Annotated in this window: 16 protein-coding genes; 2 read left to right on the plus strand and 14 right to left on the minus strand. The window is 46.3% G+C overall.

Annotated features, from left to right (window positions below):
- Window positions 1-57 precede the first annotated feature (57 nt).
- Genes DXN05_RS00370 through rhaT form a run of 6 tightly spaced genes read right to left on the minus strand, consistent with a single transcriptional unit; the run spans window position 58 to window position 7,033 of the window.
- Entirely contained in the window at window positions 58-810 is a 753-nt protein-coding gene (locus DXN05_RS00370) for a (Fe-S)-binding protein (protein ID WP_116845232.1), read from the minus strand.
- Window positions 807-2,195: an FGGY-family carbohydrate kinase gene (locus tag DXN05_RS00375; protein WP_116845233.1), complete on the minus strand. Its 1,389-nt coding sequence runs from the start codon at window positions 2,193-2,195 to the stop codon at window positions 807-809. The genes DXN05_RS00370 and DXN05_RS00375 overlap by 4 nt, the downstream gene beginning before the upstream one ends.
- An 11-nt stretch (window positions 2,196-2,206) precedes the next feature.
- A complete protein-coding gene (locus DXN05_RS00380; RefSeq protein ID WP_116845234.1) occupies window positions 2,207-3,481 on the minus strand; it encodes a TIM barrel protein in 1,275 nt (424 codons plus the stop codon).
- Between the two features lie 16 nt (window positions 3,482-3,497).
- Window positions 3,498-3,809, minus strand: a complete 312-nt coding sequence (rhaM, locus tag DXN05_RS00385; RefSeq protein ID WP_116845235.1) for an L-rhamnose mutarotase — start codon at window positions 3,807-3,809, stop codon at window positions 3,498-3,500.
- 11 nt (window positions 3,810-3,820) lie between these two features.
- Window positions 3,821-5,944, minus strand: a complete 2,124-nt coding sequence (locus DXN05_RS00390) for a bifunctional aldolase/short-chain dehydrogenase (RefSeq protein WP_116845236.1) — start codon at window positions 5,942-5,944, stop codon at window positions 3,821-3,823.
- A 33-nt stretch (window positions 5,945-5,977) separates the two neighbouring features.
- Window positions 5,978-7,033 (minus strand): L-rhamnose/proton symporter RhaT, encoded by a 1,056-nt coding sequence (gene rhaT, locus DXN05_RS00395; protein WP_116845237.1) that lies wholly within the window; start codon window positions 7,031-7,033, stop codon window positions 5,978-5,980.
- A gap of 241 nt (window positions 7,034-7,274) precedes the next feature.
- Here rhaT and DXN05_RS00400 point away from each other — a divergent pair, with 241 nt between their 5' ends.
- Window positions 7,275-8,306, plus strand: a complete 1,032-nt coding sequence (locus DXN05_RS00400) for a GntR family transcriptional regulator (protein WP_116845238.1) — start codon at window positions 7,275-7,277, stop codon at window positions 8,304-8,306.
- 52 nt (window positions 8,307-8,358) lie between these two features.
- On the opposite strand, the gene DXN05_RS00405 is transcribed toward DXN05_RS00400, so the two are convergent.
- Entirely contained in the window at window positions 8,359-10,755 is a 2,397-nt protein-coding gene (locus DXN05_RS00405) for a mechanosensitive ion channel family protein (protein ID WP_147313798.1), read from the minus strand.
- A 180-nt stretch (window positions 10,756-10,935) separates the two neighbouring features.
- Between DXN05_RS00405 and DXN05_RS00410 the strand changes: the two genes are divergently transcribed.
- A complete protein-coding gene (locus DXN05_RS00410) occupies window positions 10,936-11,703 on the plus strand; it encodes a tyrosine-protein phosphatase (RefSeq protein WP_116845240.1) in 768 nt (255 codons plus the stop codon).
- A gap of 133 nt (window positions 11,704-11,836) precedes the next feature.
- On the opposite strand, the gene DXN05_RS00415 is transcribed toward DXN05_RS00410, so the two are convergent.
- The 7 genes from DXN05_RS00415 to DXN05_RS00445 all read right to left on the minus strand — a co-directional run bounded on the left by DXN05_RS00415 (window position 11,837) and on the right by DXN05_RS00445 (window position 23,481).
- Window positions 11,837-12,568 carry a sugar transferase gene (locus DXN05_RS00415; protein ID WP_116845241.1) on the minus strand — a complete coding sequence of 244 codons (732 nt, stop codon included), beginning with the start codon at window positions 12,566-12,568 and terminating at the stop codon, window positions 11,837-11,839.
- Between the two features lie 258 nt (window positions 12,569-12,826).
- Window positions 12,827-14,035, minus strand: a complete 1,209-nt coding sequence (locus DXN05_RS00420; RefSeq protein WP_116845242.1) for a glycosyltransferase — start codon at window positions 14,033-14,035, stop codon at window positions 12,827-12,829.
- A gap of 463 nt (window positions 14,036-14,498) precedes the next feature.
- Complete coding sequence (locus DXN05_RS00425) at window positions 14,499-15,776, minus strand: O-antigen ligase family protein (protein WP_116845243.1); 1,278 nt, start codon at window positions 15,774-15,776, stop codon at window positions 14,499-14,501.
- An 18-nt stretch (window positions 15,777-15,794) separates the two neighbouring features.
- Window positions 15,795-17,012: a right-handed parallel beta-helix repeat-containing protein gene (locus DXN05_RS00430; protein WP_116845244.1), complete on the minus strand. Its 1,218-nt coding sequence runs from the start codon at window positions 17,010-17,012 to the stop codon at window positions 15,795-15,797.
- Window positions 17,013-17,074: 62 nt separating this feature from the next.
- Complete coding sequence (locus DXN05_RS00435) at window positions 17,075-19,453, minus strand: GumC family protein (protein ID WP_116845245.1); 2,379 nt, start codon at window positions 19,451-19,453, stop codon at window positions 17,075-17,077.
- A 16-nt stretch (window positions 19,454-19,469) separates the two neighbouring features.
- Entirely contained in the window at window positions 19,470-20,273 is an 804-nt protein-coding gene (locus DXN05_RS00440; RefSeq protein ID WP_116845246.1) for a polysaccharide biosynthesis/export family protein, read from the minus strand.
- 481 nt (window positions 20,274-20,754) lie between these two features.
- Window positions 20,755-23,481 carry a TonB-dependent receptor gene (locus DXN05_RS00445; RefSeq protein WP_158559086.1) on the minus strand — a complete coding sequence of 909 codons (2,727 nt, stop codon included), beginning with the start codon at window positions 23,479-23,481 and terminating at the stop codon, window positions 20,755-20,757.
- Between the last annotated feature and the right edge of the window lie 139 nt (window positions 23,482-23,620).

The following is a 23,620-nucleotide window of genomic DNA, read 5'->3' on the forward strand; positions in this document are numbered from 1 at the left end:
AAGCAAAAAGACAAATTCAAGTGTATTGGCAGTATGCTCAGTTATTGTTGCCAGCCTTTAAACAGTGGCCGGCTGCAATACAGCTGCGTTCAGTATTTCAGCAATATGTATTACCTGTACTTTACTGCCCCGGCGTTTCAGTATACCTTCCATATGCATCAGGCAACTCATGTCCACACCGGTGATATACTGTACATCGTGCTGCAGGTGATCGGCCACACGGTCTTTTCCCATTTTAACAGACACGGCTTCTTCCGTTACACAAAAGGTGCCGCCAAAACCGCAGCACTCGTCTTTACGGTTGAGCGATACCAGCTCAATACCTTTCACCTGCTGCAATAACTGCAGGGGTTTCGAAAAGGGTGGAGCAACCAGCTCGCTCATCTGCGCCAGGTGCAACCCTCTTTGCCCGTGGCAACTCTGGTGCATGCCTACCCGGTAAGGGAAGTATGCATCAATGGTAGTTACCTGCAATACATCGGTTAAAAACTCGGTGAGTTCATACAGCTTGCGGCGTATGCCCAATGCTGCCTGTTCGTTGGATGCATGCAGGTGATCTTTTACATGCAGGGTGCAGCTGCCTGAAGGGCATACGACGTAATCATAGTCTGCAAACAGCGTTGTAAAATGTTCGTTGCACGAATGCGTTAAATGTTCATAGCCTGAGTTGGCCATTGGCTGCCCGCAGCAGGTTTGTGCTGCAGGAAACGATACGGAGCAACCGTACTTCTCGAGCAGTTCCAGTGTGGCAATGGCAGCACGCGGATAAAACTGGTCTACATAACAGGGAATGAAGAGGCCTATTGTCATATATGCATTTTCTGCGTTACCGTATAATGCTGCATGGTAACCAGGTCGGCCGGCAAAGGCTGTGTATTCCAATGCGGGTGAATGGCCAGTGCCGCACCGGCAGCAGTGGCCTGTGCCACGGCAGCAGCATACACTTCCATGTGCGGAAAAGCAATCGCCAGCAAATGCATATACACCGGGTTTTTACTGAAACCTCCGTCCACAAATATCCTGCGTACGGGCGTGTCCTGGATTACCAGCCGGGTACTTTGCTGCTGCAAACTGATAATATCAGCCATTAAACAATGATAAGCCTGCTCATACGATTGAAACGAATTCAGATCGCGCCACGCAAATACCGATTGCTTTAATGCTTTATCGTTTGCTGCAGGTAGGGTAACCGGGGGCAGTGTTTGCAAAGATGCAATAATATCGGGATTGAAACGGATGCTGTTGTAAAAATTGACCGGCACGCCAAAATGTACCGCCAGCTTTTTGGTTTGCTGCTCATGCTCATCACCCGAAAACAAACGTGATGCTTTCACCGGCCTGCCGTGGTATTCCATGTAACACAAGCAATCCTGGTTCAGTTCATCGGCAGTTAATGGTTGTTTGTTAAACGGGTTGAGGCTGATACACCAGGTGCCGGTTGAAATAAGCACAAAGGGATCTGTGAACGATAACAGGTAAGGAATTAATGCAGCAGAGCTATCGTGCATGCCAATGCCTACTGCTACCGGGTGACCGTTGATAACGCATGCAATCGTTTCTTCATCACCCAACAAGGGCGGCAGTTTTTTATCCAGTTGTTCCTGTAGTACCCAGTTGTGATAGGTATTCCGGTTAAAATCCCACAGCTGTGTATGGCAACCGATACTGGTAATATCACTGTAATATTTATTCGTAAGCAGTGAGCTGATGTATTGCGGCAAATGCAGCGACCAGGTGATGCGCTCATACAACTGCGGTTGCCGGTATTTGATGCGGTACAACTGCATGCCTGCATTTAAACTGCCCAGCGCAGGCGATGCAGTACAGCTTGTAATTGCCTGTTCTCCGCCATAGGTAGTATAAAATTGTTGTTGAAGGGCAGCAGGGTAAGGTTTCAGGTAATTATACAAAGGTGTCATCACCCGCCCCCGCGCATCGAGGTGCACCATGCTGGCGCCATAGGTAGAAAAATTGATGGCCCGTATATCATATGCTCTCATTGACAACAGGCGTGTTATTGCATCAACGACCCATTGCGCCAATAATCCAATATCTTCACAGGGCTGCCCGTCTTCATCGGTTGTTTCAGACAATTGTGCAGTGAATTCTTCAACAATGGCATATTGCTCATTAAAGAGAAATGCTTTTTTATTGGTTTTCCCAATATCCAGTATGGCAACAACAGGGATAGGCATGGATGATGATTTTATAAGCCGGTAGCAACAGCGCCGGCACCGCGTTCTTTCACCAGGCGGTCGCGCACTTTTAAAGAACGGAACAAATGCAGGGGCTGCAATGCACCACCTGCCCGCAACCTGGCTTCTGCCACCAGTGGCCGCACATCGGTTCTGTAAGCCTGCTGCAATATTTCCTGCGCCATGGTTACATCATTCTGTTCCTGTGCTTCCTGCAGCGCTTTGGTGTTAACCAGCAATGCCTGGGCATAGGCTATTTTGATTGCTTCCACTGCCTGCAGCAAATCTTCCAGCGGATCTTTTACATTGTGCGAGGCATCAATCATCCAGCCGAGGTCACTGACATGATTCATACCGCGTGCATCCATGCCTTCTACCAGCTCATTGAAAATGAGAAACAGCTGGTAAGGATTAATGCTGCCGGTAGTTAAATCATCATCGCCGTATTTTGAATCGTTAAAATGGAAACCACCGAGCTTGCCTTCATTCAGCAGCAGGGCTACAATCTGTTCAATATTGGCATTGGGCAGGTGATGTCCCAGATCAACCAATGTATACGCTTTGCTGCCAAGTTTGGTAGCAAGCGTGTACGACTGGCCCCAGTCGCCTACCGTGGTAGAATAAAAATTGGGTTCAAATGCCTTGTATTCAATAAACACTTTCCAGTCACCCGGTAATGCTGCGTAAATCTCCTGCAAACTTTCAAGCGTACGCTGGTAGGCTTTCCTGAAATTGAGCTGACCGGGAAAGCTGCTGCCATCTGCCAGCCATACACTCAGCACATTTGAGCCAAGTTCCTGCCCGTAGCGTATCACTTCTATATTGTGTTCAATGGCCTGTTTGCGTACTGCTTTATCAGTATGCTGCAGTGAACCGAATTTATAACTATGGGCCTGCTCCGGCTGATCCTGGAAGGTATTGGAATTCATCGCATCAAAATGCAGCCCGAACTGTGCAGCCAGCGCTTTTAAAGAGGCAGCACTGGTAGGTATATCCCATGGAATATGTAACGAAACCGCATCACTTGAACGGTTGAGTGTATGCAGTAAACCCACATCTTCTATTTTCTCTTCCAGGCTGCGCGGTTCTCCGCCCCCTGAAAATCGACCGAAGCGTGTACCGCCTGTGCCCAATGCCCAGCTGGGAATGGCTATCTGGAAATCAACCAGTTTTTGCAGCAAACTGTCTACCTGGGGCACCTGCCCGGCCAGTTGTTCAAAACGGCGCTGGTGTGCAGTTGCGGCACTATTATTATGTTCCTGTATGGCATATTTTTCAATCAGCATGGCAAATCGTTATGGATTATGGCAAATAAAAAACCGGTTTTAAAGGGATGCTTACCGGTGAAGCATCGGCATTCGTTTCCATGATATCGCTCATATAGTGCCACCAGCGCTGCATTACCGGGTGTACAGGCAAATCATGCAGCAGCAGCGGATCATTTACCTGCAACACAGCGAACAAAACCAGCGTTTGTTCATCCAGGAATATCGCGTATTCGCTGATGCCTGTTTGTTTCAGTAAGTTAACCAAATCCGGCCAAATGGCATCATGGCGTTTCTGGTATTCCGCTGCCATACCCGGCAACAGTTTCATGGTAAATGACTGCCACATATATTGGTTGTTTAACGCAGAAATGCATTGGCTACACCGCCGTCTACATTCAGTATGTTACCGGTCGATTTATCCAGCAGCCCGCCCACAAAAGCAAAACAGGCATTTGCAATATCTTCCGGCAGAATTACTTCGTTCAGTAAAGTGCGGCGTGCATAAAAAGCCGGCAGCTCTTCTACCTTTACACCATAGGCTTTGGCACGGCCTTCTGCCCATGCGCCTTCCCATATTTTACTGTCAGCAATTACAGCATCCGGGTTTACCACGTTTACACGGATATGATCTTTACCCAGCTCTGCAGCATTCAACCTGCTCAGGTGCAGTTGTGCTGCTTTGGCAGAGCCATAACCCGCATTGTTGGGACCGGATACCAGTGCATTTTTACTTACAATATTGAGTATATCACCGCCCAGCTGCTGCGCACGCAATACTTCCACTGCGGCCTGCGTTACCAGGAACTGGCCTTTCACCAGTACATCATATAGCAAGTCCCAGTCTTTCGCAGTATGCTCTTCAATAGGTTTTGAAATAGATAGCCCTGCACAGTTCACCACAATATCAATACCGCCAAATGCAACAGCTGCTGTTTTAAATGCCCGGGTAATGGCTTCTGCACTGGTAACATCGAGCGCTACTGAAGCATAGGCATCTTTGCCAAACTGCTTGTCAAATTCGGCAACGGCACCCTGTAAACGGCTTTCATCATTATCATTCAGCACCACGCAGGCGCCTTCCTGTACCAGCTTGCGGGCAATGGCCTTGCCTATACCACCTGCGCTGCCGGTTACCAATACAATTTTCCCGCTCAGCGCTTTGGGTTTGGGCATGCGTTGCAGCTTGGCTTCTTCCAGCAGCCAGTATTCTATGTTAAAAGCTTCCTGTCTTGGCAATGAAGTGTACGAAGAAATGGCTTCTGAACCGCGCATTACGTTAATGGCGTTAATATAAAATTCAGCAGCCACGCGCGCCGTTTGTTTGTTGCGTGCAAACGTAAACATGCCTACACCGGGGTACAGGATCACAACAGGGTTGGGATCGCGCATGGCAGGACTATCAGCATGTTTGCAATTATTGTAATAAGCGGCGTACATGTCGCGGTAATCACTGAAAGCCCCATTGAGCTGTGCTTTAACGGCAGCTGTATCAGTGAGGTCGGCGCCAGGTGCCAGCTGCAATACCAGCGGACTTATTTTTGTTCTCAAAAAATGATCGGGACAGCTGGTACCCATTGGGGCAAGCCGGTCAAGATCGTTTGAATTAATAAACGTTAACACACGTGCATCATCGGTAAAATGGCCCACCATGTGTTGCTGGGCCGAGCACAGGCCGCGCAGCACAGGCGCCAGTGCAGCAGCCTGCGCCAGTCTTTGTTCAGGTGGCAGCGCCTGTATCTTTTCTCCTCCAAACACCTTTCCTTTCTGCTGTACTTTGTCTGCTACATATTGCGCGCAGCGCTCAATTACTTCCAGGGTGTTGATATAACTTTCATAAGCTGTATCGCCCCAGGTAAACAAACCATGCGAGCCCAGCATAATACCCCTGATACCCGGGTTTTCATCGAGGCATTGTTTCAGCTTTAACCCCAAATCAAAGCCGGGGCGCTGCCATTCAACCCAGCCGATGGTGCCGCCAAACAGTTCTTTTGTAATGGCCTTACCGTCTTTGGCTGCCGCAATGGCTATCGCTGCATCAGGGTGCAGGTGATCGATGTGTTTAAAAGGTAAAAATCCATGTAAGGGTGTATCAATGGAAGGTGCCTGAGAAGCCAGGTCAAATATGCAATGGTTAAACAACTGCACCATTTCATCTTCATGCTCAATACCACGGTACACATTGGTTAAACTGCGCAGGCGGTTTACGTACAATGCAGCAAGACCGCTCCGTTTCAGTGTGCCCAGGTCGCCGCCTGAACCTTTCACCCACATTACTGCTGTTGCCTCACCGGTAAGCGGATCTTTTTCTGTTACCTTACAGGAAGTATTGCCACCGCCGTAATTGGTTAAACGCAGATCTGCACCCAGCAGGTTGCTCCGGTAAATAAGCAAAGCCACCTCATCACCTGCCATTGAAGCCGCCTTTTCATCATCCCATAAATAACTTACGTGCTTAAACTGCGTTGTTGTACCTACTGTCATATTCAAAAATTTATAGTCAGTTGTTGCGATTGTTTATTTCAGCGAATTGCCGTAACCCACCACCAGCACAGATGCCAGTATGCAAACAAGTCCGGCAATAAAGTTCACGAGTGTTTTACGGCTTACGCCCTTCCATTCTTTCAGTGCAAGTCCCCAAAGGTTAGATACTAGGATAATACAGGCCATATGCAGTATCCACGAGCTGGCGCCGTTGCCCAGTTTGCTTTCGCCCATGCCGTAGAAAAAGAACTGCAGAAACCAGGTAGTGCCTGCCGCTGCTGCAAGAAGATAGTTTTTAGCAAGCGGTGAACGCGTATCGGTATAGTTGCGGTAGGTTTTATTTTTACGGTTCAGGAAAAAGCACCAGATAAAATTGGTGGTTAATCCGCCCCAAAGCAAAACCACGTAAATAACATTGTTCTGGTACAGCGGGTTAATGCCCTGCTGCACGGCTGCATAAGCCATGGGCTTGCCTGCTTCTATGCCGTAGTTAAAACAGGCACTCAGCACACCGGATACCACAGCTACCATCAAACCCTTTGTAAGGTTAAATTCTGAAACACTTTGTTTTTTATCCGCATCAGGCAGCTCCCGTTCTTTCAGCACACCGGCATAACCGCATATGGAAATACCTGCCAGGCAAAGCACCACACCTGCCAGTACCACCTGGCCCCAGTGCGTGTGCAGCATATCGCTGAAACTCACCTTTCCCTGCTGCGGTGAAAAGTTGTAATAAACAGCAGGCAGCAATGCGCCAAAGGCCGAACAAAAACCAAGTACAATGGAGTTACCCAGCGACATGCCCAGGTACCGCACCCCCAGTCCGTAGGTTAACCCGCCAATGCCCCACAATACACCCCAGGTATACACCCAGCTGAGTGTTGCACCTTCTGTTTCGCCGATAATCTGGCTAAACCCCGGTATGGTTAACCAGGCAGCCAGTGGCGGAACAATCAGCCAGGAAAAAAGACCACCGATAATCCAGTAACTTTCCCAGGCCCAGCTTTTGATTTTCTTAAAGGGCATATAAAAACTGCCCGATGCAAACCCTCCGGTAAAATGGTAAATAACCCCGGCAATAACTCCCATAAGGTTTCTGTTTTTTCGTATGTAAGCAATCGTTATGGCTCAGCTGCAGTGTTCTGCAATTCTTAAAAAAATGCGGTAATACTCCAGTCAGCCACATTGTGTAAGCAATGCCTGTTAAAGATAGAATTCCTTATTACAGAGCCGTCATGCACCGTCATGCCTCTGTGGCCGGCTTATCTATTGGCCATTGCCATTTCAGGTATTTCATTTAGGTTTGATATGCACCACAACGATTGCATGCATGAAAAAACCACCTGTTTTCCAATACCTGTTTATCGATTATCTTTCTGCCACACCCAAGTACCTGCAGCTGGCCAATTGCGTGGTAAAAGCCATTGATGCAGGTGCCCTGAAAGAAAATGATGTACTACCCTCCATCAACGAACTGAGCTTTGAATTTGAGATATCCCGCGATACTGCCGAAAAAGGGTACAAACACCTCAAAAAAATAGGCATACTCGGGTCTGTACCAGGCAAGGGGTATTATATCAAAACAACCGCCTTAAACCAGCCGCGCAAAATATTCCTGCTGTTTAACAAACTCAGCGCCCACAAAAAAATTGTATACGATTCGTTTGTTGCCGCATTGGGCGATACCGCAACAGTGGATTTTTATGTGTACAACAATGATTTTACCCTGTTCAAAAAACTGGTAACACAAAGCCGGCAGGATTATACGCATTACGTCATTATCCCGCATTTTATAGAAGGCGGCGAAAATGCCTGCGATATTATCAATACACTGCCACCCGAAAAGCTGGTGCTGATGGATAAACTGGTAAAAGGGGTGAACGGCTCTTATGCAGCCGTGTACGAGCGCTTTGGAGAAGATATTTATCATGCACTGGAACAGGCCCGCGAAGCATTGAGTAAATACCATACTATCAAGATCATCTTTCCTGAGCATACGTATTACTCCCGTGAAATACCGGATGGTGTATACCGCTTTTGCCAGCAATATGCCTTTAACTATAAACTGGTACACGATATTGCCGGCGAAACAATACAGTCCGGCGAAGCCTACATCAATGTAATGGAAAACGACCTGGTAACCCTGATTGAAAAAATACTGGCAGGCAAATTAAAAGTAGGTAAAGAGGTAGGTGTTATCTCTTACAATGAAACACCACTGAAGAAAATTATCCTGGATGGCATCACCACCGTATCAACCGATTTTACCATGATGGGTGAAAAGGCCGCGGCATTAATTCTTGAACAATCGCACGAGCATGTGGCCATACCCTTCCGGCTAACCATGCGCTCTTCCCTGTAAAAAAAATCCTCCTCACCAGGGGCAAGGAGGATTCGTTATCTGCGGCAATAAATTACATCACTTTAATACCATTGCCTTTCAAACGCTGGTAAATAGACAGCAGCAATTCGCTGCGCACTTCATGCTCCTTGTATACGCTGCTTACCCAGAAACGTGCGGTTACCTGCACCTGCGCATCGTTAATAGCACTCACCAGTACATCTGCCGGCATTTTCTGAATCAGGCTTTCATGCTCCTGCAACGCATCCATAATGGCCGTACGCGCAAGGTCGAGTTGCTCTACAGGCTGTATGGTGAATGTAAGTGCAGTGCGAACATGGTTATTGCTGAGCGTCCAGTTTACAACCCTGCCCGAAAGCAGGTCACCATTGGGCATAATCACTTCTGCACCTTCACTGGTAATAATACGGCTTGAGCGGATGCCGATATCGCGCACCTTGCCCTTCTTATCTCCTACTTCAATAAAATCGCCCAGCTGCAGGGGTTTCTCAAAAATGAGGATGATGCCCGATACCAGGTTGTTTACAATATTCTGCAAGCCCAAACCAATACCTACACCCAATGCACCGAGTACTACGGTTATTTTATCAACCGGCAAACCGCTCGCCGCGATAGCCAGTAAAAAACCGATGAGTAAAACAGTCAAACGCAGTATAGCCAGTTTGGATCCTTTCTTCTCCATTTCACCGCTGAAATCGCCAGAGGTTTCACCAAAGAAATAACCCACGTATTTCTGCAAAATGTTCGACACATAAATAATGGCAAAGAACAATACAATATTGCCAATGCTGAAAGTGGTGCTGCCAATGGTGTGCGAGCGCGTAAGCGTGCGGCTGATGATGCTGTACAGCGCATTGTACAGGTTCAGGTTGGTGGTGAAAATGATAATCCAGCATACAATTACAATAACAGACAACAATCTGTTTAAACCTTTCTGTACTTTATCATAATCAAAAACAGCTTTCACACCACCTTTTATACGGCTGGCAATCATTTGCAGGTAAAATGCCTCGGTAAGCAGTTGCATAAATATGGTTAAGCCCACCATTTGGGTTAAACCGAATATTGCAGCACTGCCCATTACTTTGGCCACACTTAACCTGCCGATGATGTTGCAGAAAGCAGCCAGTATATTAAACACGATGTACACAATAGTTATTGGCCGTACAAAACCTTTCAGGGCCTTTTGTTTGCGCAGGTACTGTAACAGTTTCCAGCCAAAACCCACAGAAGCCAGGTGAATCAGCAACAGTGATATACGCAGTAATTTGCCCGGCGTTACAATTACATTGGTAAATGCCAGGGCAATGTACAACCCCACCATTACCAGCCAGTATTTAAAGAACACCGGCTCACCATTGCGCTTAAAGAAGATGGTGAGTGTAATGAGCAGGAAAAACTGCATGGTTTCCACGTACACCGATGGCGGGTTTAAATCAAAGAAGGGTGCGGCATTAAACAATATTACCACACTGGCCAGTATCGGCAGCGGTGTTAAATAAGTGAAAGTAAAATCAGCCTTACTAATGTCCACACCGGCCTTTTTCACTTTACGGTAATTGCTGAATACCCATGCAAAAAACAGGGCTCCGGTAAGCAGTATCCACAGCCAGTTATCATTGTGTTTCTTAAAATAATACTGCAATACACGCCGCTGGCTGTTATACGATTTACGGGCCATTGCTACCACACCGGCCGAGGTAGTATCTTCATGTATATTCCAGATACAGGCATACTCCTGCCCCAGTGCCGCAACGCCTGTTTTACGCAGCTGCTGGCGTATCTGCTGCTGCAGCTCCATAGCAAGAAAATAACTGTTGGATACCGATGCCTGCAGTTCGTTTATTTTGGTGAGATTGGTAGAAGTACCCTGTGTGGCCAGCTTCCATTTTTTCCTGATATCGGTGAGCTCGTTCTGGTACAACCTGCGAAAAAGTGTGTCTTTATACAACTGGTTCAGCATGGTATCGCGCATAAAGGTTTCCATTTTGCTGTGCATGCTGAGCAAATTGTCGTTGTAGTCAAACAGCTGGCTGCGCCAGTCATTTATCTGCTGCTGCATATCGCCCAGCAGCACTTTAAACATTTGCAGGTTGCGGGTATTCAGCACCCGGTTATACAACGTAAGGTTTTCTTTAATCACCTGCAGGTTGGCCTGTATATCGGGCAGCCCCTGTTCAATGTCATGGGTATCGAACCCGCGGTCTGTAACATTGTTAATACGATTTAGCGTGGCATGTACTTCTTCCATGCGCCGCAGCAGGCTGTCATCTCCTACCAATGTATCGGGCCTGGCACCTTTTTCACTGAAACTATCTCCCTGCACGCGCCTGGTTTGGGCGCTGGTTAACTGGGAACAACTAAACAGCAGCAGCGTTATAATGGTCAATAAACGTACTGCGCGGCTCAATTGTATGAGCCGGAATGATGGAATAAAAGGGTTATGCATATTGGGGTGTAAAACTGGTGTATCAATTCTGTTGGGAAACAAACGCTAAAATACCCTTTTAAATTGTACATTATACCTCACCTGCAGTTGTTCCGGCATCATTTTTTATGCTTTTTTAAAGGTTTGAATTAAGCCATTACAGCTATTTTTACATCATCTAATCCCAACTGCCCTACTACTATGTTTAAGCTTTTTTCATCTGCATCCCGCACCAGCCGCAACGAGGTTTTACCCAAAGACTTCTCGTTTTTAAAAACAGATATCCATTCGCACTTGATTCCCGGTATTGATGATGGTTCACCGGATGTGGCAGAAAGCATTGTATTGATTAAACATATGCAACGGTTGGGCTTTAGCCGCATTGTTACCACGCCGCATATTAAATGGGAGCGTTACCCCAATACACGCGAAACCATAACCGCCGGTCTGCAACAGCTGCAGGCAGGTATGGCTGCCGAGCAGATTAATTTTGAAGTGCGGGCAGCAGCCGAATATTACCTTGATGATCATTTCTTTTCCCTGCTCGATAAACAGGAACCCCTGTTAACCATCGATGAAAACAAGGTACTGGTCGAGTTTTCTTTTTATGCAGAACCCTTTCAGCCGCACGATACCTTTTTCAGAATACAGACAGCCGGTTACCAGCCCGTGCTGGCACATCCCGAGCGCTATGGTTATTTCCATGAGCGGAAAGAGATGTACAAAACACTGAAGAATGCAGGTGCCATGCTGCAACTGAACCTACTGGCATTAACCGGTTATTATGGTAAAAAGGCACAACAGGTAAGTGAGTGGATGCTGAAAGAAGGCCTGTACGATTTCTGTGGCACAGATATGCACCATACCAAACACGCCGAAGGCCTCAAAGACCTGATCAGCAGCCGCCAGCTGCAGCTGTTGCAGCAATACCCATCTTTCCGCAACGCCGGCTTAGGCGGCACGCAGTAAAACAGATAAACCACAAACACACAACACAAAGGCCGCAAAGCGATTAAGCTTTGCGGCCTTGCCCTTAAATGAATAAGCCCCAATCGTAATTGAGGCTATTCATCGGGGGTATTCAGATAATCAATTTGCTTGCCTAGTGACCGCCGTTGTTTCTTTCCACCATATTCCAGAAAGTTCTGAATACGATATGCAGGTCGAGATACGGCGTCCATTTTTCAATGTACAGTACATCGAAACGGATCCTTGTTTTGGTTCTTATTTTATTTTCGTTGTGGTCTGCAACATCACCGCGGTAGCCGTTCACCTGCGATAAACCGGTAATGCCGGGGCGAACAAGATGCCTGCGTTCAATATCGAAGCCATCCACCATTTCCTGGTATTTGCTGTGAAAGCTGATAGCATGCGGGCGCGGGCCTACAACACTCATATCGCCTTTCAGTACATTGAAAAACTGCGGAAACTCATCAAGATTGGTTTTACGCAGGAAGCTTCCTACCCTGGTAATGCGGCTGTCGTTTTTAGTAGTAGGTGTATATTGATTGTGGCCGGTACTTTTGGTAGCCACACGTTTCATAGAACGGAACTTAAAACATTTGAAATGCCTGCCATTCAACCCCACCCTATCTTGGAAAAAGAATACGGGGAATCCCGATTCAATGATAATTGCCAGCATGATAATGGGGAATAGCCAGCTAAATACAAATAGAATCAGGCACAGCGAGAACGCCACATCGAAGATGCGTTTTCTCAGACTGTAATTGACCATGTTCGCATTGTTTACAATGCGCAGGTCGCGTTCACCTGTAACAGGGGAATCGATGTTTAACACCAGAACGGGCGGCGTTCCAATAGCATTCTTCAGCATAAGAAATTGGTTTGCACGGTTAGGTACTGTAATTCCAGGGACATTAGATTAGCAATTTTTATTCAATGGGCATTTCATTCGCACAGCATTCAACAGGCAAAGCAATCATAAAGCATTAAGTATGGCAGGGGAAGAAAAATGTTCAGGAAGGTATAGGATTCTGAAGGTTTTTACTAAACAGCTACAATTGTACCAAGTTGACCAAAAGCACTGCATTTTTTATTTCATTACCACCTCACCTAAACATTGGAATGTATACTAAACCGGCTGAGCCTTGGCTCCCGAATTTTTGTTTGCGTTAATAATCACAGGTTGCGAAAATGTTTTACCGGTGAAGAACAACTGGTATTTGTTCTCTACAAAATTTTTGATGGCTTCCACAAACCCGCCCTCATCAAATTTCAGCGCGTGTTTCCTGATAAACACCGGATCAAACGTCAACGTTTCAAACTGGTTCACTGCTTCAACCAGGCACTCGCGCGTTTGCTCTTTAAAGAACAAGGCCGTTGCTTTCGAAGCATCATTGGTATAAGGCACCATTGAATCCAGCACACCACCCACACCATAAGCAATCACCGGTCTGCCCGATGCATTGGCCTCCAGCGGTGCAATGCCGTAATCTTCGTGCTGGGGGTTTATCAGCGCTTTACAGCCGGCGTATAAATCAGCCAGCTCATTGGCAGGTAAACCGCTTTTAAACATGATATTGGGGTTACCCGCTGCCAGTTGCCTGCAAAGCGGCTCCTGTGAACCTTTCCCCACTATCACCAGCTTCTTGCCGGGCATCTGGTTAAATGCCTCAATTACCAAATCTATTTTTTTGTACGGTTCAAACCTAGACACTATCAGGTAATAGTCGTGATTTTTCTCGTTTTCGTTGGAAACATGAAAATAACTGCAACGAACCGGCGGGTTAATTACGGTAACCGGCTGCTTGGGCGCGTAAGCTTTTTCAATACGGGGCTTTACTTCACTTGAATTGGTCAAAAACCAGTGTGTTTTCTGCGCAGCCTTGCGGTCTATCTGTTGTAAACGTTTAATAACCCAGTTATAGGCCATTTTCTTCAACAGCTTTGCACCAGACACCACGCTGTAGGTATCGCCTGCCCAGGCCAGCCTGAAAGGCGTATGGCAATAGGTAATCACCAGTGCATGCCTGGCCACCTTTACATATTTCGCACAATGCGTAGTACTCATCAGTATTACATCATATGCTTCCAGGTTCAGCGCCTGCATGCTCCATATTCCGATCGGGAAGAAAAAGCGGCGCAGGTTTACGTCGTCTTTCACATACCGGCCAAACCAGCTGGTACGCACGTCGCATGACTTGAATTCAGGAAAAGTACGATCTGCATTGTAGCTCAGCGTATATATAGGTGCATCGGGAAAAGCCTGGTGAAAACTAAGTGTAACCTGTTCTCCCCCGCCTTTCCGTACCAGCTCATCCTGCACAATAGCGATTTTCATAGACTGTATTGCATTTTAAAATGGGTAATAGTTCAGTGCACACGACATGCGTGCACATACTTTTTTAAAGGGGGGATGCATTGCGGTCTTTCGGTTGAGGATAGTTGTTCGCCCGGCTGCATTGTTCATGCACCGGTATACGGTTCACGCGGGTTAAAACAACTGGTAATTTTTTATTCATTAACCACCGTTCCGGGTTGGTACAGCAGTTAGTAAGGCATGCAATCAGTTCAGGCAATTAGGGGGTTCAGGGAATCAATCAGGTAAGATTAAGGTATACAAGATCGGGAAAGGATTAATTCTGTTGCTTAGTCAAATATAAATATTCCGAAAGAATTTTTCAAAAATTTTCACATTTGACCAGCATTATTATTTATTTTTTAATGCATCGTATCAATAATACCTGTTATGTATTTTTTTGCAGATGTGTGCAAATTCAATGCCATGATAAGGATGCCGCCTTTTAATTAAATAAAAACTTTTCCGGCAGCTCTGGCGCGTAAGCGGGAGCAGGCTTGTTTTGCGCCTGCCTGTGATAATTTACCCTGGCACTTACTATCACCATCAGCAATACCAGCGGCAATGCGTTGGATGGCGTGGTAAAACGGTGCTCCGTTAAACTCATACAGGCAATGTTCAGCAGGTATAGCAATAAGCTGTATTTGGGCATGAAATACGTTTCGTCATCCAGTTTGTTGATAAACCCGTACATACTGCACACAAAGCCAATAAACAATACAATACCCACAATTCCCTCTTCACCTGCAATGTGGAAGTAAGAGTTATGCGCATGGCCATCGTTGTATACTTTGCGCTTCTGGCCGTTATAGTTCACAAAATCTATCTTCGATTTAAACTGGAACGGTTTGTCGTTCACCGCACCCAAACCACCGCCTACAATGGGTGAATGCAGAAACAGGTCAATCCCCGATGGCCAGTTGTAATAAAGGCGCAGCATTACGTTCGCCGTTTTGCCATCTACACCGGCGCCGCCCAGCAGGTAGGCTTCCTTGCGGTTTTCGTAGTTCAGTTTGCGGTATACATCAAAGTGCTGCAAGGATGAACGGGCTTCCAGCATCAGCACGATAAAGATGCTGATAAACGCAAACCAGCCCCTGGTTTTACCACTGAGAAAGAAAAAGCAGCAAAGACTGAATACAATACCCAGCAGCGACCCCCTCGAAAAGGTGGCCAGCAGGTATATGAGGTTGATGAAAATGAGCGAAGCACTGATAATTGTACGCTCTTTGCGCCAGTTAATAAAGGCAAGTGTAAATACGAAGCTGAAAAAACCACCTGCCGCATTACGGGCTATAAACAGGCCGCCGAATGATTGTGCTGCCGATAAATGCCCGTGAAACATAGCTACCGTTACTATAAAGGCCAACCCGTTTACCAGTGTGGTAATGAGCAGGAAATAGCGGATTACCTTATCTACATCGATATTGTAGCTCAGCAGCGGTATGAGGAATAACGGAATGTACGATACAATAAAGTTCCCGTCGTACCTGAAAAAACCGTACTCCAGCAAAGCGCCGGGATCGTAGGTCATTACCGATATAAAAGAGAAAATGAAAAACGCCCCCAGCCAGAGCAGGTACCTGGGTATCATGGGCGTTTTAAATAACAGCACCGGCAGCAGTACAAAGCTTAAACCACTGGCAGCTGCACTGATGGGTACAAAGTTGGTCACGCAGCAAATGAAGCTGATGACAACTACTATTAAAATGGCTCTGGTCATTGGTTTTTACTAAATAAATCAGTTCATCTGTACATTCTTGTACATACGAACCCTTTTTACGTTACTGAGGTTGGGCGGCAAACAACCGATAAATTTATTGCCGCTGATCTCAGTTGAATCAATCCCGTTTTCAAATACAAAACGGATGCCCTTGGTTATAGCGTTGTTCCTGATTTTGGTGCCCACAATTTTGTAACGGCCACCGGTGAATATGGAAAAATCGCCATTGGCGTTGTCGTTAAACTTGCTGTTCGATACCACGTTGTTGGATGATTCGAAATGCACGGCCGTATAATAGCTCTGCGATGCAGACCCGCAATGATCAAACTTGCACTTGTCAGCTACTGATGGGTGATAGCTTCTGAACCACAGGCCCCTGCTTCTGCAATTGGTAAAAGTGGTATTGGTGATATTGGCCTCACTGCTTTCAGATACGCCGATACCTTCAAACAGGTCTTTAACAGTACAGCTGTCTATTTTTACATCTACCAGTTTGTTTTTGCCGTTACCCTCCAGCCAGATGCCGCAGTTGCCGCCGCCGGTGCCATCGGCCGTGCAGCGGATAAAACTGGTGCCCGGCGCATCATCTGCACCAAACAGGTCGCCGTTGGCATTAAAGTGCTCCGAAACACAGTTGCGGATTATGGTATTGGTGCTGCCATCGCCTGCAATGATCTGTGCTTTTGAATCGCCTGTCCAGTTACGCTGGCCCGAGGCTATGCAGTTGCTGACCTCACAATTATTGCTTACGCCTTTATCGCTGTTAAAACGGCCTATCCAGATGCTGTAGTTAAACCCGTTGATGGTTTTAACCGATTCTACCCTGCCGTTCTGCACATTCGCAAACACCAGGCAGCCTTCGTTGATGCCTTTGGCAAAATCGAGCGTTAAGCCTGTAACGGTTACATCACTGGTATTGTGTGAGGCTACTAATGCACCACGCAGTGGCGTAGCCAGGGATATGATGGTTTTATCAATGCCTGCACCAGCCAGCTGCACGCCGCTGGGTACATACAAGGTTGAATCTATCGTATAGGTTCCGGCATCCAGCTGCACACGGCTGCCTTTCTGTTGCTGGGCCTGGCGCAATGCTTCTGCAATGGCGGGCCTTGCATTACCGCTGACCGGTTTTACTTTTATCACGTTCTGTGCGTATAACACAGCCGACAGCAGTACCAGGGCACCCGTAACGCCCATGCTTTTACACCTGAATGCGGTTAACCATCTGTTGCGCATAACTGTAATTTTTATGCTGCAATCTACACCAGCTTAAGGCAGCTTGCAGCATATTTAACAACTTAACTTCTGGTGAACATCCGTTTCCAAACGGGTTTCTTTTCGCTTGCGCCATAACCGTAGCCATAGCCATAACCATAGCCGTAACCGGCGCTTGCTTTCTTCACATCGTTTACCACAATGTGAATTTTGCGCAGCACGTTTTCGTTACGCAACTGCTCCGGTAAGGCCAGCTGGCTTTTCAGTGTGTAGCCATCGCGCACTACATACAGGGTGGCATCTGCAAAGCGGGATATAATCTGTGCATCGGTTACCAGGCCAATCGGTGCGGTATCTACCAATATGCAATCGAAATTGCTTTTCAGGTACTCAAATAACTCATCTACCCTTTCGCCCAGCAGCAACTCTGCAGGGTTGGGCGGTACCGGACCGGAATTAACCAGGTATACGTTTTTATGAATGGAAGTTTGCTTAATGATGGTTGCAGGCATCAGTTCATCCTGTACCATGTAATTGGTAAAGCCGTTTACATTGTTAATGCCCAGCAATGACGACAGTTTGGGTTTACGCAGGTCAAATTCAACCAACACTACTTTTTTACCGGCAATGGCCATGGCATGCGCCAGGTTTACCGAAATAAAAGATTTACCCTCACCACTCATGCTCGAGGTAAACATCAGCACTTTTTCCTTGTTGCGGCCCAGTACATATTGCAGGTTGGTACGCAATGCCCTAAACTGCTCTGCCACAACCGAACTCGCATTGTCACGCAGCACCAGCTCAGCCCCACGGCCGCTGGAATGGTATACTTCGCCGATAATATTGATATCGGTATGCGAAATAATGTCTTTCTTACCTTTTACTTTGTTGTTCAGCAGCTCTTTCAGGTTTACCCACAGGAAGGAGATAAATACCGATGCACCAATCACAATGGCTACTACCAGCAGCTTTCTCGGACTGAAGGGGTCGCGTTCAGATTTGGGATAATCAATAATAGATGCATCTGCAATATTGGATGTTTTAGAGATCGCTGTTTCCTCCCTTTTCTTCAGCAAAAACACGTACAGCTCCTGGCGTATGCTCTGCTCACGCACAAAGTCGAGGTAATGACGCTCTTTTTCAGGCGCGGTACGCAGTTGCTGCTGGTACACATCGCCTTGTTTGGTTGACTGGTTTTCGGCGATCTTCAAACCGTTTTTAATGTTCACCAGGCCAGAAAGAATGTCCTGGCGCAGGTTTTCGATCTGCAGGTCCAGGTTGGCAATCATCGGGCTGCTTTCGGCCAGTGACATCGATTGCCTGTCGCGCTCAACCAGTATGGTATTGTAACGGTCAACCAGCTGGCTCAGCGTCCTGTTTTCCATGATCAGCGAAGAAGGCACCACGCGTTTGTTGTTCTGTTTATCGCGCAGGTAGTTCTCGAGGTTTTCTATAATGTAAAGCTGTGTTCTTTGCTCGGCAATTGATTTTACATAATCGTTGGTATTCTGCACCAGTACCTTGGCCTGCTCATCTACATCAGAAAGCATATTGTTCTGCTTGTACTGCACCAGTTCCGATTCAATGCCATACAGCTCTTTACTCACCAGCTTCAAACGCTCGTCTATAAAAACAAGGGTCGAATCGGCAATCCTGTTCTTGTTATCGGCATTTGCCTGCAAATAGGCATTAATAAGCTCGTGCAGCACGCTCTCCCCTTTTTGCGGGATAGAACTTTGGTAGGTAAGGTTAACAGTAGTGGTGTTTTTGTCAGATACCATAATGGTAAGGTCATTCATCAGCCCTTCTACGGTACGGTCAAAATCGCTGATGGCTACCTGGTATTTACCAACAGGATTAAATGGCGCTGAGAAGTTGCGCAGTACAGCAATTTCACCCACACCAGGCAGCTTTACCGGGTCGCCATATTGAAAAACAGCAGTAGGCTTGGTTTTGCTGCCTTTGTCATCGTAAGAGAGCCGGTAATGACTGCGGTCTACAGAATCTATATCGAATACCAGCCCGTTTATTTTAGCACCTATCTTCAGCGGCTTTACAATAAAAGGCACTTCTTCTACCCACAGTTCGGTGGGTTTTACCATGCCTTTGGACTGGTATTTAATGTTGAGGTTAAGATTGTTTACCACCCTTTCGGCCAGCAGGCGCGATTTCAGCACTTCCACTTCATTGTCAACATTGCTTTTATCATTGAAGAGATTACCCACATCCATTATATCGCTGGCACCGCTTTTATCACCGGTTTTAATAAGCACCTCTGCATTGATTTTGTACATGCGGGTAGCATAGTGCATGTATACATAGGCCAGTACCATCAATAAAATGAAGGTAATCAGCAGGTATTTCCAGTTTTTGATATAGTTGGCAAAAATGGCCCGTATGTCTATCAGGTCTTCGCTGATGGTTTTAGGCATCTTCCCGTTTTTGTGTGCTGTTAGTTCCATATAATATTTTAATGCCTTATTTTTTAATTACCAAAAGAAGCAGTGTAGCGAAGGAAAGCAGCAGCGACAGGTACCTTGCGGTGTTTTCCACGTCTACATTGGCTGCAAATGCCTTGGTTGGTTCTACATACACGATATCATTTTTCTTCAGGTAATAAAAGTCAGAACGAAACACATCAGAAGAATTGAGATTAACCCTGCCGTATAATTTTTTGCCATTGCTGTCGAGATCGCGTATAACCAGGATGTTTTCACGGCGGCCATACACGCTTAAATCGCCTGCATAACCGAGGGCATCGAGAATCGTTACTTTTTCATTCGGCATTACATACATGGCCGGACGTGTAACCTGTCCGAGCACAGATATCTTGAAATTGGAGATACGTACGTTAACGGTAGGATTCTTAAATATGGATTCAAAACGATGCGTAAGCGTATCGCTTGCCGCCACGGTAGTTAAGCCACTCAGTTTTACCCGTCCTATCTGCGGTAATGAAATACGGCCATCCTTGTCAACCAGGTACCCGGCTGTAGCAGGGAAAGCCCCGATACCGGTTGAGCTGGCGCCCAGCGATGGCGTTTGCACTGCCGCTGCATTAATGGTATTGGTCAGCTGCGGGTCAAGCGTATAAATCTTAACGTCTACAATATCATCCGGCTGAATCACTACCTGTTCAAAGCCCTTTACATAAATGGTGTCCTTCAGCTTGTCTCTTAAATCCTGGAAATACGATAATTTTTTTGAACTGTAACAAGATGCGAATAAGCAACTTACAATGATGAAACCTACTGCTGTCGCAGCCTTCCTGTATCCATGCATGCGTTATGTCTATTTATTTTAAAAGGAATAAGGATTACCATTTACCAATACCCCGCGGGAATATTGTCCAGGCTTCGAAATCGTTATTATCAGGCAAGCAACAACATTAGCAACTGTCTTTCGAGGGGGAGTAGGTAAAGGATATGGAGATATAACAACCAAATATGTTATCAATTCAAAACAAGCGCATTCTTCAGTGGAAAATTAGCTTTATATGGCTAGTTCCCCAAATTTTTCACAGGAAAAACAACTACACTCACGACTTATTTTCAGGTGTTTACCAAGCAACGGCCTATATCGCACGCATTCCTTTTGTATGGTCGTATCGGTTTAAACAAGAAATGTGCCATAGCTACCCCGGTTATCAGTCATTTTATTAATACGTGTGCCTGCGTGTATAAACATCGGTAACAGCTGTTGGTCACATCATGAAAAAAGCGCGAAGATAACTCTCCGCGCTTTTTACCAATATAGCAGTTTATTATAATGTTACCGGCCCCTGCCCTTCTTCATTGCCTTTGTTTTCGGCAGGCGGCGTAAACTTGTTGAGGCGTATGTTCAGGCTCAGCAGCAAAAAGCGCGATAATACATTGGCCCTGGTATCCTGTATATAGTTATCGCCTGTACTGCGCCAGATGTTCACGTTCTGCTTCAGCAAATCGTAGCCTTTCAGCTTCAGCCATATATCCCTTTTTTTGCTGAAATATTGTACCACATCTGCATTCAGCATGTTGATGGAGGTGTTGTAACCCGCACTTTGCCCCGTTGTTTGCCTGAAATCATAATCGATGGTTACTTCTGTGGTAGGCGTTGGATTGAGACGTATATTGGGGTTTACACTCCAGAAATACGATACATTGTTTAAACCCGGCTGTAATGAATACTGCCCTTCCTGGCGACTGAAAGCGAAGTTGGCATTCAGGTCTATCCATTCCGGTGTATCATAAATAAACCCGGTATTGAGTTTTGCGTAAGTAGATTGGTTAATATTTTCCGCACTATTCAGCAAACTTGTTGTTTTGTTGCCGTTGGCATATAAACTTACGTTCCATTTCAGTTTATCGGTGCCCAGCTTCAAAGGGCGGAAATAGGAGAACCATGCATTCCAGTTATAGGCACCATCCATGTTTACCGGTTTGGATATTTGCACACCGGTGTTGTTGTCAAAATCGTTGCTGTTTACAATATTGTCAACAACCTGCGAAAACTGGGCATTGGAGTTAAAGCCCGTTTCCTTTTTTGCATTGTAATAATTGAAATAATATTTCACTGTGTGTATCTCTGAATATTTCAGATCAGGGTTACCGGTTTTTATAAACAAGGGGTTGGTGTTATCTACCACAGGCTGTAACTGGCCTGATTGCGGTGCACGCAGACTGAAATTATAATAAATGTTGAACTTGGTTGATTTGGTGCTGTACCAGTAGTTCACGGCAGGTGCAAAGCCATCAAATTTTTGCTGGTACTTGTTGCTGCTATCGAGCGATTTGCTCATGGTTAATGCATCCTGCCAGCGCACGCCCACACCAAAACCATTTTTGGTATTGCCATAGTTGTAGGTAACGCCGGCCGTGTGGTTGTAGTTGCGGTTATCGAAATGGTTGCTGAGGGTATCGTTGGGTATATCATATACCAGGCTGGTGTCGTTAAAATCCAGCGTGCGTTTCAGCACATTGCTGGCGCCATAGTTCAGGTTATAGCTAAAGTTAAGCGAACTGTTTTTACCCAGCGGTTCAGTGTAACTCACGCTGGTACCCAGATTGGTGCCACGGTTCGTTATTTTGCCGTACTGGTTCAGCAATTGCTGGTAGTTGCTGTCGTTAACCGGGAAATAGTAGTTGTTCGAAACATTAAAGGTTTTGCTGTTGGTATTGTTGATATTGTTGTTGAAAGAGAAAAAGATATTCCTGCGCGATTCCCTGAAACGCCTGTTAATGCTGAACTGCCCGTTAAAGTTGGGTGTGTTGGATTTGTTGCTGTTGGTACGGTCGCCATTGTTCAGCTGCACCTTGGTAGGCAGCGCTGAATTAAATACCGAACTGAAATTATAATCAGAAGTGCCATAAGCCGCATTCTGGTTAAACCGGATAAAAGTGAGTGTATCGGGCTTCCATTCAAAATACAAACCGGCATAGGTGTTCTGGTTAATGGTGGTGCTGTTATTGTCTTCGAGATAGTTGGTGGTAGAATCGGTAAAGATGTTTTGCCTGTTGATGCTCTGCATACGTTTGCTGCGGTTGTAATCGTAACCGGCATAGGTATTAAAGGTAAAGTTCTGCCCTATTTTATTGGCATAGTTCAGCTTCAGCTGGCGTATATCGGTAATACCGTTCCAGGTGTTGTAATAGCTCTGGTCATCGGTGCCGGTGCCATTGTCTACACGGCCGGTGTTATTGGCTGCTGCTACAATAGATACCTTCTTATCGTTGTTAAAGAAGTTGGTATTAGAGCGGCCTTCATACCGTTTGTCGGTGCCATAGCCAATATAGTCGGTGCCAAACAAACCGCGTTTGCGGTTTTTCTTTAAAGTGATGTTGATGATCTTTTCACGCTGCCCGTCTTCCACGTGCGTAGCCAGGGCCTGGTCGCTTTTTTTATCGATGATCTGTATTTTCTCAATGATATCTGCCGGGAAGTTTTGCGTAACTGCTTTTAAATCACCGCCGAAAAATGGCTTGCCATCTACATAAATCTGCGTAATGGCTTCACCCTGTGCTTTAATGCCGCCGTCTTTATCTACTTCCACGCCGGGTAGCTTTTTAAATACATCTTCTACGGTGCCGTTCTTTTTCACTTTTACGGCCGATGCACTGAATTCCGTGGTATCGGTTTTCACCACCACTTTGGGGCGCCTGGCCACAATGGTTACTGCGCCGAGCGATTCATAGCCCGGCTGCAGGAAAATAGAATCGCCCGTTTTAGGCGCGTTGTTTTTTACAACCAGGTTACGGGTGTACTCCTGGTAACTCATTACCTGTATGGTTAGGCGGTAACTGCCCGGGGCAAGGTTCGAAAACTGGAAATGGCCGGTGCTGTCTGTCAGCAGCATGCCGCGCACGACCGAATCTTTGGTCAGTAACTGTACTGTAGCCCCGGTGACCGGTTCCCTGGTGCCCGCAGCATATACACCACCTTTCACCTGACCACGCTGTGCCCAAACAGCGCCCGTCAGCATTACCAACAGTACAACAGATAAAACCCTAAACATATCAATTAATTTACAATGTAACATTAAACAAGAATCCTGCAACAATATTAAACCGATTTAGCTTTAGTGGGTTGAAATTTGTTTCAGGAAGGACGGGGAGCCCGGAAAATACGAAAGGAATAATTGTAACTGCGACACT

Source organism: Deminuibacter soli (assembly GCF_003412455.1).
Classification (GTDB): Bacteria; Bacteroidota; Bacteroidia; order Chitinophagales; family Chitinophagaceae; genus Deminuibacter; species Deminuibacter soli.

Bases quoted from the DNA above. Each gene is read 5' to 3' on its own strand.
- rhaM (WP_116845235.1), bottom strand. From the start codon at position 3,809: ATGTGGCAGTCATTTACCATGAAACTGTTGCCGGGTATGGCAGCGGAA.
- DXN05_RS00445 (WP_158559086.1), bottom strand. From the start codon at position 23,481: ATGTTTAGGGTTTTATCTGTTGTACTGTTGGTAATGCTGACGGGCGCT.
- DXN05_RS00370 (WP_116845232.1), bottom strand. From the start codon at position 810: ATGACAATAGGCCTCTTCATTCCCTGTTATGTAGACCAGTTTTATCCG.
- DXN05_RS00400 (WP_116845238.1), top strand. From the start codon at position 7,275: ATGAAAAAACCACCTGTTTTCCAATACCTGTTTATCGATTATCTTTCT.
- DXN05_RS00405 (WP_147313798.1), bottom strand. From the start codon at position 10,755: ATGCATAACCCTTTTATTCCATCATTCCGGCTCATACAATTGAGCCGC.
- DXN05_RS00435 (WP_116845245.1), bottom strand. From the start codon at position 19,453: ATGGAACTAACAGCACACAAAAACGGGAAGATGCCTAAAACCATCAGC.
- DXN05_RS00440 (WP_116845246.1), bottom strand. From the start codon at position 20,273: ATGCATGGATACAGGAAGGCTGCGACAGCAGTAGGTTTCATCATTGTA.
- DXN05_RS00410 (WP_116845240.1), top strand. From the start codon at position 10,936: ATGTTTAAGCTTTTTTCATCTGCATCCCGCACCAGCCGCAACGAGGTT.
- DXN05_RS00425 (WP_116845243.1), bottom strand. From the start codon at position 15,776: ATGACCAGAGCCATTTTAATAGTAGTTGTCATCAGCTTCATTTGCTGC.
- DXN05_RS00375 (WP_116845233.1), bottom strand. From the start codon at position 2,195: ATGCCTATCCCTGTTGTTGCCATACTGGATATTGGGAAAACCAATAAA.
- DXN05_RS00430 (WP_116845244.1), bottom strand. From the start codon at position 17,012: ATGCGCAACAGATGGTTAACCGCATTCAGGTGTAAAAGCATGGGCGTT.
- DXN05_RS00415 (WP_116845241.1), bottom strand. From the start codon at position 12,568: ATGCTGAAGAATGCTATTGGAACGCCGCCCGTTCTGGTGTTAAACATC.
- DXN05_RS00390 (WP_116845236.1), bottom strand. From the start codon at position 5,944: ATGACAGTAGGTACAACAACGCAGTTTAAGCACGTAAGTTATTTATGG.
- DXN05_RS00420 (WP_116845242.1), bottom strand. From the start codon at position 14,035: ATGAAAATCGCTATTGTGCAGGATGAGCTGGTACGGAAAGGCGGGGGA.
- rhaT (WP_116845237.1), bottom strand. From the start codon at position 7,033: ATGGGAGTTATTGCCGGGGTTATTTACCATTTTACCGGAGGGTTTGCA.
- DXN05_RS00380 (WP_116845234.1), bottom strand. From the start codon at position 3,481: ATGCTGATTGAAAAATATGCCATACAGGAACATAATAATAGTGCCGCA.